At 60.2% G+C, this 16403-nt stretch carries 13 protein-coding genes; 8 read left to right on the top strand and 5 right to left on the bottom strand.

Annotation, left to right across the window (positions count from 1 at the left end; translation table 11 throughout):
- Positions 1-85: 85 nt before the first annotated feature.
- Entirely contained in the window at positions 86-1858 is a 1773-nt protein-coding gene (locus Q1A44_RS09050; protein WP_299623232.1) for an SLC13 family permease, read from the bottom strand.
- 127 nt (positions 1859-1985) lie between these two features.
- Complete coding sequence (locus tag Q1A44_RS09055; RefSeq protein WP_299623235.1) at positions 1986-2933, bottom strand: glutathione S-transferase C-terminal domain-containing protein; 948 nt, start codon at positions 2931-2933, stop codon at positions 1986-1988.
- A 182-nt stretch (positions 2934-3115) separates the two neighbouring features.
- Here Q1A44_RS09055 and Q1A44_RS09060 point away from each other — a divergent pair, with 182 nt between their 5' ends.
- Complete coding sequence (locus Q1A44_RS09060) at positions 3116-3862, top strand: YebC/PmpR family DNA-binding transcriptional regulator (protein ID WP_299623238.1); 747 nt, start codon at positions 3116-3118, stop codon at positions 3860-3862.
- A gap of 71 nt (positions 3863-3933) precedes the next feature.
- Here Q1A44_RS09060 and Q1A44_RS09065 read toward each other — a convergent pair whose 3' ends face one another.
- Positions 3934-4170 (bottom strand): hypothetical protein, encoded by a 237-nt coding sequence (locus Q1A44_RS09065; RefSeq protein WP_299623242.1) that lies wholly within the window; start codon positions 4168-4170, stop codon positions 3934-3936.
- A 328-nt stretch (positions 4171-4498) separates the two neighbouring features.
- Between Q1A44_RS09065 and Q1A44_RS09070 the strand changes: the two genes are divergently transcribed.
- The 6 genes from Q1A44_RS09070 to Q1A44_RS09095 all read left to right on the top strand — a co-directional run bounded on the left by Q1A44_RS09070 (position 4499) and on the right by Q1A44_RS09095 (position 11568).
- Positions 4499-5401, top strand: a complete 903-nt coding sequence (locus Q1A44_RS09070) for a DMT family transporter (protein WP_299623245.1) — start codon at positions 4499-4501, stop codon at positions 5399-5401.
- 81 nt (positions 5402-5482) lie between these two features.
- Positions 5483-6058, top strand: a complete 576-nt coding sequence (betI, locus tag Q1A44_RS09075; RefSeq protein WP_299623249.1) for a transcriptional regulator BetI — start codon at positions 5483-5485, stop codon at positions 6056-6058.
- The gene (betC, locus tag Q1A44_RS09080; protein WP_299623252.1) at positions 6055-7563 is read left to right on the top strand and encodes a choline-sulfatase; all 1509 of its coding nucleotides are present in this window, start codon (positions 6055-6057) and stop codon (positions 7561-7563) included. Before betI ends, betC begins: the two co-directional genes overlap by 4 nt.
- A gap of 40 nt (positions 7564-7603) precedes the next feature.
- A complete protein-coding gene (betB, locus tag Q1A44_RS09085; RefSeq protein ID WP_299623255.1) occupies positions 7604-9061 on the top strand; it encodes a betaine-aldehyde dehydrogenase in 1458 nt (485 codons plus the stop codon).
- A 152-nt stretch (positions 9062-9213) separates the two neighbouring features.
- Positions 9214-10863 carry a choline dehydrogenase gene (betA, locus tag Q1A44_RS09090; protein ID WP_299623258.1) on the top strand — a complete coding sequence of 550 codons (1650 nt, stop codon included), beginning with the start codon at positions 9214-9216 and terminating at the stop codon, positions 10861-10863.
- Between the two features lie 54 nt (positions 10864-10917).
- Positions 10918-11568, top strand: a complete 651-nt coding sequence (locus Q1A44_RS09095; protein WP_299623261.1) for a thermonuclease family protein — start codon at positions 10918-10920, stop codon at positions 11566-11568.
- 68 nt (positions 11569-11636) lie between these two features.
- On the opposite strand, the gene Q1A44_RS09100 is transcribed toward Q1A44_RS09095, so the two are convergent.
- Together Q1A44_RS09100 and Q1A44_RS09105 are read right to left on the bottom strand one after the other, a co-directional pair.
- Entirely contained in the window at positions 11637-13037 is a 1401-nt protein-coding gene (locus Q1A44_RS09100) for a short-chain fatty acyl-CoA regulator family protein (RefSeq protein ID WP_299623265.1), read from the bottom strand.
- 65 nt (positions 13038-13102) lie between these two features.
- Entirely contained in the window at positions 13103-14320 is a 1218-nt protein-coding gene (locus Q1A44_RS09105) for a multidrug effflux MFS transporter (protein ID WP_299623269.1), read from the bottom strand.
- Between the two features lie 178 nt (positions 14321-14498).
- Between Q1A44_RS09105 and Q1A44_RS09110 the strand changes: the two genes are divergently transcribed.
- Positions 14499-16031 (top strand): acyl-CoA carboxylase subunit beta, encoded by a 1533-nt coding sequence (locus Q1A44_RS09110; protein ID WP_299623273.1) that lies wholly within the window; start codon positions 14499-14501, stop codon positions 16029-16031.
- The last annotated feature ends 372 nt before the right edge of the window (positions 16032-16403 follow it).

Here is a 16403-nt window from a genome sequence, read left to right on the forward strand (position 1 = left end):
CCACGCACACCCTCATCTCCGGGCGCAGGCGTTTTCCGTCACGGAAAACGGCCCGGAAACCGTGTCGGTTTCCGCCGCGCCCGGCTCAGAGCGGCCAAAACACAAGGATAGCGGGGATCGAAACAGCGATGACGATCACCTCAAGCGGCAAGCCGATGCGCCAATAGTCGCCGAACCGGTAGCCACCCGGGCCAAGGATCAGCGTGTTGTTCTTGTGTCCAATGGGGGTGAGAAAGGCAGAAGAGGCAGCCACCGCCACTGCCATGAGGAAGGGGTCGGGCGACACGTCCAGCGCTTGGGCCATCTGAATGCCCACAGGGGCCGCCACAATCGTGGTGGCGGTGTTGTTCAACACGTCTGACAAGCTCATCGTCACCACCATTAGCACCGTCAGGACGGCCCATGCAGGCAGGCCCGCCGTCAAAGCGACCAGCCAACCCGAGATCAGCTCGGTTCCGCCCGAGCTTTCCAATGCCGCGCCCAGCGGGATCATCGAGCCCAGGAGCACCACCACGGGCCATTCGATGTGAGTGTAGAGTTCCGCGAGCGGAACGATTTTGGACAGCACATAGGCCACCACAACCAGCCCCAGCGCCACCGGCAGATAGAGCAGCCCGACGCTGGCCGCCAGCACGGCCGCCGCAAAGAGACCAATGGCCAGCCAGACCTTGTCATCCGCCGTTACGGCTAGGCCCCGTTCGGCCAATGGCAAACAGCCCAGCCACCCTGTTACTTCGGGCCCTGTGTCGCGTGGCACCAGCAATAGCAGGATGTCGCCGGTGCGGATCGGTGTCTTGCGGATCTGGTGGGTGATCTTGCGCCCCTGCCGCGAGATGCCCATGAGCACCGTGGATTGCCGCCAGGACAGGCCCACGCTTTGCGCGGTTCGGTCCACCAGGCGGGAGTTCTCCGTGACCACCACTTCGATGATCTCGACACCGTCACCGCCCGCTTTGAGTTGTTCTTCGCGTTTGGCGTCGGCCACTGCCAGACCGGTTGCGGCGCGAAACTCGTCCAGCGCGTCAGGCGTCGCCTCTAGCACCAGAGCATCGTCCACTTTCAGAAGCGTGTTCTGGCTGCGCCCATAGCGCCTTTTGCCGTCGCGGATCAGGCCGATCAGGGCCACGTCAGCGCGGTCCGCTTCGTCCTGCAACGCGCCCAGCCGTGTACCGATCAGTTTTGAGCCTTCGGCCACTGTCAACTCGGCGATGTATTCCGACATGTCCTCAAGTTCGGTCGTGGCGTCACCCCGCGCGGGGATCAAACGCCACCCGATCAAAGCGACGAAGGTCAGTCCGGCGATGGCCGCGATCCCGCCCACGGGGGCAAAGTCGAACATCTTGAACGGCTCGCCCAGGCTGTCCTGCCGGATTGTGGCAATGATGATATTGGGTGGCGTGCCGATCAACGTGACCATGCCGCCAAGGATCGTGGCAAAGCTGAGCGGCATGAGGCTGAGGCCCGGGCTGCGCCCGGCTTTGCGTGCCGTTTGCACATCAACGGGCATCAGCAGCGCAAGGGCCGCCACATTGTTCATGAATGCGGACAGGACACCACCCACAGCCCCCATCAAGGCGATATGGCTGCCCAAGCCCCGGCTGGCATCCACCAGCGTCCGCGTGATCAAAAACACGGCCCCCGAGCGTACCAAACCGGCGGAAACAACAAGAACAAGCGCCACCACCAGCGTAGCGGGATGCCCAAATCCGGAAAAGGCATCTTTGGTTGGAACCACCCCCAGCACCACACCAATCATGAGGGCGGAAAAGGCAACGATGTCATAGCGAAACTTGCCCCAGAGCAAGAAGCCAAACACAAGCGCAAAGAGCGAAAAGAGGATGATCTGGTCAATAGTCATGCGTCACCCTAGGCACGTGCGTGTGCCGGGGCCAGCGGGATTTTGGCCAGTGAGGCTTTTCCATTTGCGGCTCTGCCCCCGGCCTGTGGCTGCCGCCGGAACTTGTCGGAACGCGGATGCGGACCCGTCAGCTCAGCGTGATCTGGCGTTTGGTCGGGGTGCTCCAATCCACGTGAGGGCCCTTGGGCACAATGCCCAGCGGGTTGCGCAATTCGGAGGGCGAGAAATAGCCAGCCTTGTAAATCTCGGGTTTGACCGTTTCGGCGATGCCGGGGATGTTGTGCAGCGCGCGGGCGTAATCCCAAAGGTTTGGACAGTCGCTGAGCTTGGCGAGGTTACACTTGAACGCGTAGTGATAGGCCACGTCAAAACGTGCCAGCGTGGGAAAGAGCCGCAGGTCGGCCTCGGTCAGCTGTTCACCCACAAGCGTTTTGTGTTGCTCCAGATGGTTCTCGACCTTTTCCATTGCAGCAAAAAGGTCAGTGACAGCACTGTCATAGGCCTCTTGCGTGCGTGCGAAACCGGCGCGGTAGACGCCATTGTTGATCTGCGTGTGGATCATTGTGTTCCAGTGATCGATGTCCGCCAAATGGGCCTGCGGCACCAGCCGTCCTGCGGGATCAAACTCTTGGGCAAGCATCCGCACGATATCGGCGCTTTCGTTGGACACGATCTGTTGCGAGTTTTTGTCCCACAGAACGGGCACCGTGATCCGCCCGGTATAGGCAGGCCTTTGGCGCGCATAGACTTGATGCACGGCATTGGCCCTGAGCAACCCATCGCCATAGGGGCCGCTCGCGTCAAACACCCAGCCCTCTGCCGTACGTCGCGGCTTGGCGATGCTGACAGATATGGCGTCCTCCAGCCCTAGGACCGCGCGCACCAAAAGCGTGCGATGCGCCCAGGGGCAATTCCACGCCACAAAGAGGTGGTAGCGCCCTGAATCGGGAGTGAACGGCCCATCCGCTGTGATCCAGTGGCGCAGCGTCGATTTGGCCCGCTCGTATGCCCCGTGCGCCGTGGTGTCGGGGCCGGGGTCGTCGTGCTGGTAGTGGCCGTTGATCATCACGCCCATTTTCTTGTCCTTCGGTATGCGTCCGCGCAATCCTAGCGCGCGTATGACCGACCTTCATCTGTCGTCTGCGCGCGTGCCCTCTGCGCCGGTGCACAGGTGCGGGGCGGGCTTGCCCCCGGTGGCGCCCTTGGCCTATAGCCGTGCGCAATCGCATATGCATTCAGCACGACAGGAGACCTCCCATGGCAGGCCATTCAAAATGGGCGAACATCCAGCACCGCAAGGGACGCCAGGACAAGATCCGCGCCAAGCTTTTCTCCAAAATGTCAAAGGAGATCACGGTGGCCGCAAAGATGGGCGACCCTGATCCCGACAAGAACCCGCGTCTGCGTCTGGCCGTGAAGGAGGCCAAGTCAAATTCTGTGCCCAAGGACGTGATCGACCGCGCGATCAAAAAATCCCAGGCGGGCGACGGGGATGATTACGAGGAAATCCGCTATGAGGGCTACGGCCCCAATGGCGTGGCTGTCATCGTCGAGGCGATGACGGACAATCGCAACCGGACGGCCTCAACCGTGCGCTCGACCTTCACCAAAAACGGCGGAAATCTGGGCGAGACGGGCAGTGTAGGCTTCATGTTCGACCGCAAGGGGGCGGTGAGCTATCCCGTCGAAGTCGGCGACGCAGATACCGTCATGATGGCAGCCATCGAGGCCGGGGCTGAAGACGTGGAAAGCACCGAGGACGGTCATGTGATCTGGTGTGCCGATACCGATCTCAATGACGTGTCCAACGCGCTGGAGGCCGAATTGGGTGAATCCGAGTCGACCAAGCTGGTCTGGCGCCCCACAACCACAACCGAGATGGACCTCGAGGGGATGGAAAAGCTGATGAAGCTGGTGGATGCCCTTGAGGATGATGACGACGTTCAGCAGGTCACGACCAACTTTGAAGCCAGCGACGAGGTCATGGCGCAGCTTGACGGGTAACGCCGTCTGAAAAGCAAAACGCCGCCCCTTCGCCGAGGGCGGCGCTCAAATTGGGCCTTTGGGACCAGAGCCTAGAAGAACAGCTGCCGTGCCGCCTGGCTCCAGCTGGAGGCCACCGGGGCACCCGCCATCGGCGTTTGCCGCCGCAGACGCCGCATCAACCCCTTGAGGTTGTTCAGACGCGTGCGCGCGGCACTGCCACCTGCTCGGCTTTGTACCGACAAAATCTTTTCCTGCGTCTGCAGGGCTGTTTCAATCAGGTCGAGGTCCTGTTGGGTCAAATCAACGCTGTGTGTCTCGTCGCGCATCGGAGTGCATCCTTGTTCTTCTTGACCAGCATATGGGTATTGATAACTGATACGCCAATCATCTCGGTTCAGATCACCGTGATAATTTGAACAGTTGCCAATACCTGGCAGCAGCCGGAGCGCCGGTATGTCAAAAACCTATGTACGGCTCAACCGGATTGCGCCCTGCATCTGTGCAAGGCTGATGTGCAAAAAACGTATAGCTCTGAGCAGGTTGGCCACAATTGTCCGCCCTAATCCTTGCCCGCCTTAATTGCCATTCCCCCGGATCCCGGATTTCGGCGCGATCCCGCTTGCACCTGAACGCCACATGGGCCTTGATGTGCCTATGACGGCTTCCCCCTCCAAACCCCTCGTGGGCATCTTCTGGATGTTGGTCACGGGCCTGTGTTTTGTGGCCGTGACCGCCCTGGTCAAATATATGGGGCCACGCGTGCCCCCGGCTGAGGCGGCCTTTCTGCGCTATTTGCTGGGTCTGGTGTTCCTGCTCCCCATGTTGCCCGCAGTGCGGGAGGCGCATCTGACAGCGCGGCAATGGAAGCTCTTTACCTTGCGGGGTGTGTTTCATTCGGGCGGAGTGATCTTGTGGTTCTACGCAATGACGCGCATCCCGATCGCCGAAGTCACTGCGATGAACTACCTCGCGCCCGTCTATGTCAGTGTCGGTGCGGCCCTCTTTCTGGGCGAAAAACTGGCCATGCGTCGGATTGCGGCAATTGCCGTGGCGCTGATCGGGACCGCTGTGATCTTGCGGCCCGGTTTTCGCGAGGTTGAAACCGGCCACATCGCGATGCTGTTCTGCGCGGTGACCTTTGCGGGCTCTTATTTGCTGGCCAAGATCATGGCGGACGAGGCCAAACCAGCAGTCGTCGTGGCGATGCTGTCGATCTTTGTGACCATTGGCTTGGCGCCTTTTGCGCTGGCCGATTGGGTGACGCCAAGCTGGGGCGATCTGGGGCTTTTGTTTGCCGTTGCCTGCTTTGCCACGGCGGGGCACTACACGATGACGATGGCCTTTGCCGCCGCCCCTGTGACCGTGACCCAACCGATCACGTTCTTGCAGTTGGTTTGGGCGGTGCTTTTGGGCGCTTTGGTATTTGCCGAGCCTGTGGACATCTGGGTGATCTTGGGTGGGGGGCTGATTCTGGCCTCTGTCACCTTCATCACCTGGCGCGAGGCGGTGCTGAAACGCGCACCAATCACGCCGCCGACCCCCGCGACAAAGATGTGATGCACCGCCTCCAATTTTTCTTGATTGACTGATCAATAAAAAACAATCAGGTTGCCCGACGTCTTGAAACGGAGGGCTCCCGTGCCAAAGCTGGGAATGGAACCGATACGCCGCGCTGCATTGGTCGAGGCGACGATTGCCGAAATCGGTGCCGCAGGATCATTGGATGTGACCGTCGGGCAGATCGCCAAGAGAGCGGGTATGTCCACGGCTCTTGCGCACCACTATTTTGGCGGCAAGGATCAGATTTTCCTGGCTGCCATGCGCCAGATTCTGCGCCAGTTCGGGGCCGAGGTGGTCATCGGCCTGCGCGCTGCCCGCACGCCCCGTAAGAGGGCCGAAGCGCTGATCGCGGCCAGCTTTGCGCCCTCCTGCTTTGATCCGGCCACCGTCAGCGCCTGGATGACGCTCTATGCCCAGGCCACGACACAGGCTGAAACCCACCGCCTCTTGCGGCTCTACCAGCGGCGTTTGCATGCAAACCTGACCCATGCCCTGCGACCACTGAGTGCCACGCCCCGGGCGGATGCGGAACTGTTAGCGGCCCTGATTGACGGGCTCTATCTGCGCGCAGCCCTGGCCGTGGACATTGATGCAGGTACGGCGGAAAAAACTGCACTGCGCACCCTTGATACGCTGATTGGAGCACGCGCATGATCCGGCCCAATATCCTGATATTCATGGTGGATCAGCTAAACGGTACCCTCTTTCCCGACGGGCCTGCCGACTGGTTGCACGCGCCCAACCTGAAAAAGCTGGCCGCACGCTCCACCCGGTTTTCCAATGCCTACACTGCCTCGCCGCTTTGCGCGCCGGGGCGGGCGGCCTTCATGTCGGGGCAGTTGCCAAGTGCCACGGGCGTCTATGACAATGCGGCTGAATTTGCCTCTTCGATCCCCACTTACGCCCACCACCTGCGCCGGGCCGGCTATCAAACCTGCCTCGCGGGAAAGATGCACTTTGTCGGCCCCGATCAGCTGCACGGGTTTGAAGAACGGCTGACCACCGACGTCTATCCCCCTGACTTCGGCTGGACGCCCGATTACCGTAAACCGGGTGAGAGGATCGACTGGTGGTATCACAACATGGGGTCTGTCACCGGGTCGGGTGTGGCCGAGATCACCAACCAACTCGAATATGATGACGAGGTGGCCTATCACGCCACGCGCAAGGTCTATGATCTTGGGCGGGGTCACGACACACGGCCCTGGTGTCTGACAGTCAGTTTCACGCATCCGCATGATCCCTATGTGGCGCGCAAGAAGTACTGGGACCTTTACGAGGGTTGCGATCATCTGATGCCACAGGTGGAGCCAATCCCGTACGAAGAACAGGACGCCCATTCGCAACGCATTCTCGATGCGAATGACCGCGATAACTTCACGATTTTGGATGAGGATATCCGCCGCTCGCGCCGTGCCTATTTCGCCAATATCTCCTACATCGACGACAAGATCGGTGAGGTCATGCAGGCGCTTGAGGCGACGCGCCAAGAGGCGATCATCCTCTTTGTCTCGGACCACGGCGATATGCTGGGCGAGCGTGGGTTGTGGTTCAAGATGTCCTTTTTTGAAGGGTCAGCGCGCGTACCGATGATGATCAGCGCGCCCCAGATGGAACCGGGCTTGGTCACCGATCCGGTCAGCAATATCGACATTTGCCCAACGCTTTGTGACCTCGCAGGCGTCGACATTTCAGAGATCGCCCCGTGGACGACTGGCCAAAGCGTTGTGCCGCAAGGGCAGGGCGTGGAACGCACCGAACCCGTTGCCATGGAATACGCGGCAGAGGCGTCCTACGCGCCGATGGTATCGCTGCGGTACGGCAAGTGGAAATACAATCGTTGTGCGTTGGACCCCGATCAGCTTTTCGACCTCGACGCTGATCCACACGAGCTGACGAACCTTGCGGACGTACCTGCACATCAGGGCACCCTTGACCAGTTACGGGCAAAATCCGAGGCGCGGTGGAATCTTGATCAGTTCGACGCGGATGTCCGGATCAGTCAGGCAAGGCGCTGGGTCGTCTACGAGGCGCTGCGCGAGGGGGGATACTATCCCTGGGACTATCAGCCCCTGCAAAAAGCGTCCGAACGCTACATGCGCAACCACATGGACCTCAACGTGCTTGAGGAAAACCAACGCTTCCCCCGAGGCGAATAACCCTTTCATTGTTCCAAAAATACTCCCGCCGGAGGCGATCATGACCTATCCAACCCAACCCACGGCCAGCCATTTCATCGGTGGCCGATATGTCGAAGATACGGATGGAACACCCATCGACGTGATCTACCCCGCCACGGGCGCGGTGATCGGCAAAGTACATTCCGCCACGCCTGCAATCATCGAACAGGCGCTGGCCTCCGCCCGGGGCGCGCAAGCGGCATGGGCGGCGATGACCGGTACCGAACGGGGTCGTATCCTGCGCCGCGCGGCCGACATCATGCGCGAACGCAATCATGAGCTGTCCGTGCTGGAAACCTACGACACCGGCAAACCTTACCAGGAAACCAGCGTTGTGGATGCCACAAGCGGGGCGGATGCGCTGGAGTATTTCGGCGGTATGGCCGCAACCCTGACGGGTGAGCATATCCAACTTGGCGAAGACTGGATCTATACCCGCCGCGAGGCGCTGGGCGTGTGCGTCGGCATCGGGGCCTGGAATTACCCCACCCAGATCGCGTCCTGGAAGGGCGCGCCTGCGCTGGCCTGCGGCAACACGATGGTGTTCAAGCCGTCCGAAACAACGCCGCTTTGCGCGTTGAAGGTGGCGGAAATCCTGCATGAGGCGGGCGCACCTGCAGGCGTTTACAACGTCATTCAGGGCCTGGGCGACGTGGGGGCTGCGTTGGTCAGCCACCCAGACGTGGACAAGGTGTCGTTGACCGGATCGGTGCCCACCGGGCGCAAAGTCTATGCCGCCGCTGCGGCGGGCATCAAGCACGTGACCATGGAACTGGGGGGCAAATCTCCCATGATTGTGTTCGAGGATGCGGAGATTGAAAACGCAGTTTCGGGCGCGATTCTGGGCAACTTCTACTCCTCGGGTCAGGTCTGTTCCAACGGCACCCGCGTTTTTGTCCATACCGACATCAAAGAGGCGTTTCTGACCCGGCTGTCCGAACGTCTGGCCACCGCCGTAATTGGAGACCCCCAAGATCCCGAGACCAGCTTTGGGCCCATGGTCAGTGCCCGGCAGATGGAGATCGTGCAAAGCTATATCGCCAAGGGCGTGGCCGAAGGGGCACGGCTTGTCTATGGCGGCAAACGTCTGGATCGGGACGGCTACTACCTTGAGCCCACCGTTTTTGCCGATGTGACCGACGACATGACCATAGCGCGCGAAGAGATTTTTGGCCCCGTCATGGCCGTGCTGGATTTCGAGGACGAGGCAGATGTGATGGCGCGTGCCAATGACACGGAATTTGGCTTGGCTGCGGGTGTGTTCACCCGCGATCTGAGCCGCGCCCATCGTGTGGCCGCCGGGTTTGAAGCGGGCACCTGTTATATCAACACCTATAACGATGCCCCGGTCGAGGCGCCCTTTGGCGGGTCCAAACAGTCGGGTGTGGGCCGCGAAAACTCCAAGGCGGCGATCCATCATTATAGTCAATTGAAGTCGGTTTATGTGCGCATGGGCGATGTCGAGGCCCCATTCTGAGAGGTCGGAACGCCCTTTTTGAAGCGTTCCCGCCCACCCACCCCACGCTCCAAAAAGGGCGTTGTGACCCGCGCAGCAGCGGTTTTGATTTTCGACTGAGGATGGCTGCGGCGCAACACCCCGCGCCGCGCGGCATCCGTGACAGGTGAGATATGGAAGCAGATTTTGTGATTGTCGGCGCAGGCAGCGCGGGCTGCGCCGTGGCCTACCGCTTGGCCGAGGCGGGGGAATCGGTGTTGGTGATTGAGCATGGGGGCACAGATGCAGGCCCCTTCATCCAGATGCCCGCGGCCCTGAGCTATCCCATGAACATGAAGCAATATGATTGGGGCTACACATCCGAGCCTGAGCCCCATCTGGGCAATCGGCGTCTGGCCTGTCCCCGCGGTAAGGTCATTGGCGGATCATCCTCCATCAACGGGATGGTATATGTGCGCGGCCACGCCATGGATTTCGACCATTGGGCCGAGGCAGGGGCCGATGGATGGTCCTATGCGGATGTATTGCCCTATTACAAGCGGATGGAAAGCTGGGATGATGGCGGGCACGGGGGCGACCCGGCCTGGCGCGGCACCAACGGCCCGCTGCATGTGACTCGTGGGCCGCGCGACAATCCCCTGTTCTCCGCCTTTGTCGAGGCGGGTCGGCAAGCGGGTTATGAAGTCACCGATGACTACAACGGACAAAAGCAGGAAGGGTTTGGCCCGTTCGAGCAGACCGTGCACAAGGGCGTGCGGTGGTCGGCGGCCAACGCCTATCTGAAACCCGCTTTGAAGCGCGAGAATTGCGGCCTGATCCGTGGGCTTGTCGAGCGCGTTATTATTAAGGAGGGTCGTGCCGTTGGTGTGGCTCTGGCCGGGGGAAAGACCGTGCGCGCGCGGCGCGAGGTCATCCTGGCGGCCTCTTCGATCAACTCGCCCAAAATCCTGATGCTGTCCGGCATTGGCCCGGCGGACCATCTGGCCCAGCACGGGATCGACGTTGTGGCAGACCGGCCCGGCGTGGGTGCAAACCTGCAAGACCACCTTGAGATGTATATCCAAATGGCTTCCAAACAGCCCATTACGCTCTACAAGCACTGGAACCTGCTGTCCAAGGCGGTGATCGGGGCGCAGTGGCTCTTTACCGGCAAGGGGCTTGGGGCCTCGAACCAGTTCGAAAGCTGCGGTTTTATCCGCAGTCAGGCAGGCGTGCCGTATCCTGACATACAATACCATTTCCTGCCCATTGCCGTGCGCTATGACGGCAAGGCCTCGGCTGAGGGGCACGGGTTTCAGGCCCATACCGGGCCAATGCGTTCGCCGTCGCGCGGGTCGGTGACCCTGCGGTCGGGCGATCCCAAGGATGATCCGTTGATCCGCTTCAATTACATGAGCACTGAGCAGGATTGGGAAGACTTCCGACGCTGCATTCGGCTGACCCGCGAAATCTTTGCCCAAGAGGCGTTTGAGCCTTTTGTGAAACACGAGATCCAGCCGGGCGCTGCGGCGCAATCCGATGCGGAATTGGATGATGTGATCCGCGAACATGCCGAGAGCGCTTACCACCCCTGCGGCACCTGCCGCATGGGGCGGGCCGATGACCCTCAGGCGGTTGTGGACCCGCAGGGCCGTGTGATCGGTGTGGACGCCTTGCGCGTTGTGGACAGTTCGGTGTTTCCGCGGATTACCAATGGCAACCTGAACGCCCCTTCGATCATGATGGGCGAAAAGATGAGCGATCATATTCTGGGTCGCGATCCTCTGGCGCGCAGCAATGATCAGCCTTGGATTCATCCTGACTGGGAAACTGCGCAACGTTAATCATGGCGCGCGAAATCGTTTGAAATCTTAACGACGCTTCCCCACATTAAGGAAATGTTAAGAGTTTGTTGCGTTTTCGTTCTGGTCCTGTGGCCCGGTTTTGCCACAGCCCAGATATCTGGCCACGTCCGCGTGATTGATGGGGATACCATCGATGTCGGGGACTTACGGATACGTTTGCACGCCATCGACGCGCCCGAAATGGACCAGACCTGCGAAACCGAGCTCGGGATCGCCTTTGGTTGCGGCGCATGGGTGGCCGCGCAGATCCGCGAGCGGTTTGAGGGCGCGCATGCCACCTGCACAGCGCGTGACGTCGACCGGTATGACCGCATCGTCGCGACCTGCGAAGTGTCTGGTGCAGATATGGGTGAGGCGATCGTAGCTCAGGGCTGGGCCTTTGCGTTTCGGCGCTATGGCATGGATTATGATCTGACCGAAAAGGCCGCCTTCGTGAATGGGCAGGGCCTGCATGGGCTCCGGGTACAATCGCCCGCCGCGTTTCGGGCGATGCGGGTCAAGGGCCGCGTACCGGTTGATCCAGATTGCGTGATCAAGGGCAATATCTCGAACAACGGTCGGATTTTTCACGTGCCCGGTCAGGAGTTCTATGACCGCACGGGGATCAACGAGAGGCGGGGGGAGCGTTGGTTTTGTTCAACCGCAGAGGCGCAAAACGCAGGGTGGCGCGCGGCCAGACGGTAGCATGGCGCAGGACACCTGCGCCTTAGAGGGTGATTGGACGCGTCAGGCACATCTTGATCGGTCCCGCCTCAATTCACCGCATAGGGCAGTACATCGCGGGTGTCTGGATCAACCGACAATTGACGCTCCAGCGGCGGGACAGAGCGTTGGTGGCAGGTCTTCCGCTCGCAAATCCGGCAAGATATCCCGATGGGCTCAAAGGCTTCGGCTCGACCCACGTCCATCCCGTCGGCATAAACCAGATTTGGCGCGTGCTTTACCTCGCAACCCAATGCGATCGCATAGCGACGCGTGGGCGCGCCAAAGCGGCCTGCCGCCTTGGATACGTCCCGCGCCAGACTGACATATCGAACACCGTCCGGCGTTTCGGCCAGCTGACGTAAGAATTGTCCGGGTTGTTCAAAGGCCCGATGCACATTCCAGAGCGGACAGGCCCCGCCGAACCGCGCAAATTGCAGCCGCGTGGCCGAGTGCCGCTTGGTGATTGTGCCTGCCTGATCAACCCGGACAAAGAAGAACGGGATGCCTTTCGCCCCGGGACGTTGCAATGTCGACAGCCTGTGGCACACCTGTTCGATGGATGCGCCAAAGCTGGTGGCGAGCCTTTCCAGATCGTGCCGTGTATCTTGGGCTGCTTGCAGGAACGGGCCATAGGGCATGAGGGTCGCGCCTGCGAAATAGTTGGCAAGACCGATCTTGGCGATGGCGCGGGCCTCGTTTGTTTGAAATCGGGCGAGGTCGAGCGTTGCTTCGAGCAGAGCGTTCTGGCGGATCAGGGCCACTTGCAAAAGCATCTGAAAGGTCTGGCTTTCATGAGCGGCGCGGGTGGAAATATGGAGGACTTTCGCTGCGCTATCATAGCGGCGCAGCGTGTCGATGTCGTCAAAAGCAACCTTCACGCCTGCGTTTGACAGCGCCGATACCGCTCCAACACGAATGTTGCCATGACGCCCCTCGGCGGTGGCAAAGTGTTCGGCGGCGCGATCTACTGCGTCGATGTAGTTGTCGCAGTAATGAAAGAAGTCCCGCACCTCTTCCCAGGGGCTGGGCCGCGCGCGCGCGTCCTCGCGACCCAGAGCCTCATCAAGAGAGGCCAGGCGTTCGTGGGTCTGGCGGTAGCTGCGGTGCAATTCCAGAAAGGCATGCGCCAATGCCGGCGCGTTCGAGGCGGCCAATCGAAGGTCGGCCATGGGGGGCATATCCCCCGAAAACACGGGATCGGCAAGCGCTTCGCGCATGTCCGACACCAGACGCTCGCCATCGCCGGAACTCAATTCGGTCACGTCCAGCCCGAATTCCTGTGCCAGGCTCAACACCACCGAGGTACTCACCGGCCGATTGTTGTTTTCCATCTGGTTGAGATAGGGCAGGGACACGCCCAGCTTTGCGGCAAAGTCCTTTTGGGTCAGGCCAATGCGTGTGCGGACCTCGCGCAGTTTCGCCCCGGCATAGAGTTTAGGTGCCGCCATCCGAATCCTATTTTGCAAGTTTGCAGTTCGGGCAGGGTAGGTTTGCAAAGCCGGGCGCGCAACCCTCAGGCGAGCCGCAGGCGCCGTTCACGCCGATAGACGGCCGCAATGGCCAAGAGGGCACAAATCCCTGTAACGCACATGATCAAGAGCAAGGGGAAGGCCCCCGTCTCAGGGGTCAAGAGGAACCCGGCCAAGGCCGAAAGTGCCGCGCCGCCGCCGATCATGATCGCCCCGCCGAGGCCGGATGCAGTGCCCGCCAGATGCGGGCGCACCGACAACATGCCCGCGGTCGCGTTGGGGATCACCATGCCGTTGCCCAGTCCCACAAATGTCATCATCCCGAAAAAGCTGAGTGGCGTGCCAAGCCCCGCGACGAAGATCATCAAGGACGAGAACGTGCCAATCCCGTTTGCCAGCGATCCCCACAAGACCATACGGTTCACGCCAAACCGAGTGGCGTACCGCCCGCTGAGGAAGTTGCCGACAAAATATCCCACCGCAGGTGCACCAAAGTAGAAGCCAAGCACAGCGGGCGACATGCCAAACACTTCGGTGCCGACAAAGGGCGCGCCACCGAGATAGGCAAAGAACGAGCCTGAGCAGAACGCTGCTGCGAGCGAGTACCCCCAAAAACGCGGTGAGCGTAGCAACTCGGGGTATTCGCGGAACTGCCCAATCAGCGATTTGGATGACGGACGCGCCGTTTCGCCCACGTCCGAGTAAACGAGCCACAGCAGCAAGCCGCCACAGAGGAAAAAGAACCAAAAGACCGATTTCCAACCCAGTGCCTCGTCCAACAGACCGCCCAATCCGGGCGAGATCATGGGCACAACCGCCATCCCCATGGTCACGTAGCCAATCATGGAGGCCGACTGTTCCTGGTCATAGAGATCCCGAATGATGGCCCGGCTCAGCACCATGGCCACGGCGATGATCGCCTGGCACATCCGGAAGAACAGGAATATCTCAGCAGTAGGCGCAAAGATGCAACCCAAAGTGGCCAGCATGAAGAGGCCGATGCCCCACATCAAAACCTTGCGTCGCCCAAGATTGTCAGAGACCGGCCCAATCACGGTCTGCATGATGGCTGAAACCGCAAGATAAAGCGCCACAGATAGCTGCATCAGCTGATATTGCGTGTCGAAATACTCGGTCATGTTCGGCAAGCTGGGCAGGAACATGTTCATGACCATCGCCGAGATACCTGCGAGCAGGATCAGCGTAATGATATGTGGTGGTGTTGTGCGGTCCAGAAACCGGACCTTGATGTCAGCGCTCATGCACATGGCGTATGCCTCAGGTTGTGCGCTGTCCAGTGCATGCATGCACAGGGGGTCGTGCTTTGCATATTTGCAGTTTGCAAAAGCGTATCTGCATAGGGTTTGCAAATATGCTCAATGGCCATTCCCGCAAGCGCATTCCGTCTATATGCTGGCCCAAACCATCAGCGGGGCGACCATGAAAGATATCTTGACCGAACTTGAGGCGCGACGCGCCGGCGCACGTCTGGGCGGCGGGCAAAAACGGATCGACGCACAGCATGGTCGCGGCAAGCTGACCGCGCGCGAGCGTATCGAACTGCTGCTGGACGAGGACTCGTTCGAAGAATTCGATATGTTTGTCACCCACCGCTGCACTGATTTCGGGATGGAGGAGCAAAAACCCGCAGGCGACGGTGTGGTTACAGGATGGGGCACCATCAATGGGCGTATGGTCTATGTGTTCAGCCAGGACTTTACCGTGCTTGGCGGGTCGGTGTCGGCCACACACGCCTCCAAGATCTGCAAGATCATGGATATGGCGGTCGAGAACGGCGCGCCGGTTATTGGTATCAACGACTCCGGTGGCGCGCGTATTCAGGAAGGTGTCGACAGCTTGGCGGGCTATGGCGAGGTGTTCCAGCGCAACGTGATTGCCTCGGGCGTCGTGCCACAGATCAGCGTTATCATGGGCCCCTGTGCGGGTGGTGCCGTCTACAGCCCAGCGATGACCGACTTCATCTTTATGGTCAAAGACAGCTCTTACATGTTCGTGACCGGCCCCGACGTGGTCAAGACAGTGACCAACGAACAGGTCACCGCTGAAGAGTTGGGCGGGGCCACGACCCATACCCGCAAATCCTCCGTGGCCGACGCCGCGTTTGAAAACGATGTTGAGGCGCTGGCTGAGGTCCGCCGCCTCGTTGACTTCCTACCCGCGAACAATCGCGAAAATCCGCCTGTTCGTCCATTCTTTGACGAGCCGAACCGCGTGGAAACCAGCCTCGACACCCTGATCCCCGACAACCCCAACAGCCCTTACGACATGAAAGAGCTGATTACCAAGCTGGCGGATGAGGGCGATTTCTACGAACTGCAGGAAGAGTTTGCCAAGAACATCATCACAGGGTTCATCCGTCTAGAGGGACAGACCGTGGGTGTCGTGGCGAACCAGCCCATGGTCCTGGCGGGCGTTCTGGACATCGACAGCGCGCGCAAGGCCGCCCGTTTTGTCCGCTTCTGCGACTGTTTTGACATCCCGATCCTGACACTGATCGACGTGCCCGGGTTTCTGCCCGGCACCACGCAGGAATATGGCGGCGTGATCAAGCACGGGGCCAAGCTGCTCTTTGCCTATGCCGAGGCGACGGTGCCCAAAGTGACGGTGATCACCCGCAAAGCCTATGGCGGTGCCTATGTTGTGATGGCCTCCAAGCATCTGCGCGCCGATTTCAATTATGCCTGGCCCACGGCCGAGATTGCGGTGATGGGTGCCAAAGGTGCGACCGAAATCATCCACCGCGCCGACCTTGGTGATGCCGAAAAAATCGCACAGCACACGGCGGATTACGAGGACCGGTTCGCGAACCCCTTTGTGGCTGCTGAACGCGGGTTCATCGACGAGGTGATCCAGCCGCGATCCACGCGTAAACGGGTCAGTCGGGCCTTTGCATCGCTGCGGAAAAAATCGGCGAAGATGCCATGGAAAAAGCATGACAATATTCCGTTGTGATGTCCGTTCAGCGCCCTGAAAAGACCGTCATCTGGGAGAGTATCGTGAGAGTTTTAGCCGTTATTCTATTTATGATCTGTGCGTTGCCTGCGGTTGCCCAACAAGAGCGGGAATGTCGCGGCAAACAACCATTTGACCTTGGGGACGGGGTATCAGGGTGTTTGCTGGATGTCGGGACAAACGAGATCAGTACTACGCGTACCCGTGATGACGGCGCGAGTTCTTCGACACGCGATAACGTCGCGGGACAGATCCGAGTCCTGATGTTTGGTGCCCACGACAGCTCCAGGCGTGTCATAAACAGGCGGATCACGGCAGTGTGCAATGCGTTCTTACCGACATTGCAGACAGAACTTGTGGGCGCGAGTTTTC

It is taken from the genome of uncultured Tateyamaria sp. (assembly GCF_947503705.1).
Classification (GTDB): domain Bacteria; phylum Pseudomonadota; class Alphaproteobacteria; order Rhodobacterales; family Rhodobacteraceae; genus Tateyamaria.

What these genes read in the sequence shown, in the direction of transcription:
- Q1A44_RS09050 (WP_299623232.1), bottom strand. Translation starts at nt 1,858, where the DNA reads ATGACTATTGACCAGATCATCCTCTTTTCGCTCTTTGCGCTTGTGTTT.
- Q1A44_RS09055 (WP_299623235.1), bottom strand. Translation starts at nt 2,933, where the DNA reads ATGGGCGTGATGATCAACGGCCACTACCAGCACGACGACCCCGGCCCC.
- Q1A44_RS09060 (WP_299623238.1), top strand. Translation starts at nt 3,116, where the DNA reads ATGGCAGGCCATTCAAAATGGGCGAACATCCAGCACCGCAAGGGACGC.
- Q1A44_RS09065 (WP_299623242.1), bottom strand. Translation starts at nt 4,170, where the DNA reads ATGCGCGACGAGACACACAGCGTTGATTTGACCCAACAGGACCTCGAC.
- Q1A44_RS09070 (WP_299623245.1), top strand. Translation starts at nt 4,499, where the DNA reads ATGACGGCTTCCCCCTCCAAACCCCTCGTGGGCATCTTCTGGATGTTG.
- betC (WP_299623252.1), top strand. Translation starts at nt 6,055, where the DNA reads ATGATCCGGCCCAATATCCTGATATTCATGGTGGATCAGCTAAACGGT.
- betB (WP_299623255.1), top strand. Translation starts at nt 7,604, where the DNA reads ATGACCTATCCAACCCAACCCACGGCCAGCCATTTCATCGGTGGCCGA.
- betA (WP_299623258.1), top strand. Translation starts at nt 9,214, where the DNA reads ATGGAAGCAGATTTTGTGATTGTCGGCGCAGGCAGCGCGGGCTGCGCC.
- Q1A44_RS09095 (WP_299623261.1), top strand. Translation starts at nt 10,918, where the DNA reads ATGTTAAGAGTTTGTTGCGTTTTCGTTCTGGTCCTGTGGCCCGGTTTT.
- Q1A44_RS09100 (WP_299623265.1), bottom strand. Translation starts at nt 13,037, where the DNA reads ATGGCGGCACCTAAACTCTATGCCGGGGCGAAACTGCGCGAGGTCCGC.
- Q1A44_RS09105 (WP_299623269.1), bottom strand. Translation starts at nt 14,320, where the DNA reads ATGAGCGCTGACATCAAGGTCCGGTTTCTGGACCGCACAACACCACCA.
- Q1A44_RS09110 (WP_299623273.1), top strand. Translation starts at nt 14,499, where the DNA reads ATGAAAGATATCTTGACCGAACTTGAGGCGCGACGCGCCGGCGCACGT.